General features: G+C 61.3%; 1 pseudogene. It reads right to left on the minus strand.

The annotated features are described in order from the left end of the window. Positions 1–1,469 (minus strand): annotated as a pseudogene (locus Q0L57_RS07935) (phosphoesterase); the annotation flags it as partial.

The following is a 1,469-nucleotide window of genomic DNA, read 5'->3' on the forward strand; positions in this document are numbered from 1 at the left end:
GCCGAACTGTCGCTGATGGTCGAACCGTTGAGATTGAGCGAAGAGACGGTCAGGTCCGGAGTGTTCTGCCCTGAGGCCACGGTATAGCTGAAGGTCAGCGCGGTCGTGCCGGAGCCGCCGACATAGGTCGCCACGCCGGTGTCGTTGAGAAGGAGTGTTGGCGAACCGCCCGCGGTGTTGACCGTCACGGCAGAGCTGAAGTTCACCGTCAAGGTGACCGTCTTGCCTGCATTCAGGTCACCGGTGCCGCTGGTTATGCCCGCGCCGGACGTCGTGATCGAGGCGACAGTCGGTGTTCCTTGAACCGCAACCTGGGCAACCGCGGTCTGCCACCAATTGTTTGCGATATACTCGTTGGAGATCCAGAAAGCGTTGGGGTTGTTGGGGTCCACGACGGCCGAGGAATTGGCCCCCCAGCGATTGGTATCCAGGGCGAAAGGCTGGGTACTCGCCTGATAGAGGACCGGAGTGGTGAAACCGAAGGATAGGTTGTTGGTCTTGCCGAGCACGTAGTAGTCCGACGGAAGCATGTTCGGACCGCTGGCATTGAAGTTTATGATCACGTCTCCGGACGCATCGACCGCGATCGAGCCGTTGAACGTCGCCACGTTCTGGCCGATGGTGCTGCCGGATATCGTGCCCTGTGCCACCACGACCGGGCTGGCTGGGTTGCTGACGTCGATCTTGAACCAGTGGACGCTTGGGACGCTCGATCCAGGCGATTGGATTTCGTTCGTGCCGTAGAGGAATCCGTTGGCGTAGACGAGGTTGCCGATGCGGCCGTCGTTGACGTCGAGCAGCACGCTCGAGCCTTGCTGCTGGGCATAATAGCTCGTGCCGCCGGTGCCCTGGTCGATATTGCCGAACGAGACGCTGGCCATGGCGCCGAACGTGTTTGAAGCCACGTCGTAGGTCTGCAGGGCGAGGAAGCTCTGGCCGCCGCTATTGTACGTGCTGGCGAAATAAGTCTTGCCGTTGTTGCCCGCCGCATCGCGGAAGACGCCCAGGCTGGGGTCGGTCAACTGAGTCGCTATGACCGTCGGCGTGCCGCCATTGTAGATGCCGCCGCCCGCTCCAGCCGTGTCGCTGATGACCCACAGTTCCGACCCCATGTAGCCGGGACCGGAGGCGTTATATTGCGGAGACGCGATGTAGATGTTTGTCCCGTCGACAGCCAGTGTCGGCTCGTCGGATTCGGTCGCCACGCCATTGATGGTCGTCGAGGTGTTGATCGAGCCGTAGAACCAGCCATCGTTGGGGTTCCCATCCTTGGAAACGGCAAACACCTCGGCGGTGCTGCCTGGGCTGGTGTGCGGATTGAGATTTTCCGAGCTGTAGACGAACCGGTTGTTTACGGCGTCATATGCGGTGAAGGTGTCTTTCAGAGAGCCGACCCAGGAGGTGGCGCCTCCTTGCGGAGGGAAGAAGCTGTAGGCCGACATGTTGGTGGCGGCGGTGCCGGCGAGGTT

It is taken from the genome of Mesorhizobium sp., from assembly GCF_024509055.1.
GTDB lineage: Bacteria > Pseudomonadota > Alphaproteobacteria > Rhizobiales > Rhizobiaceae > Mesorhizobium.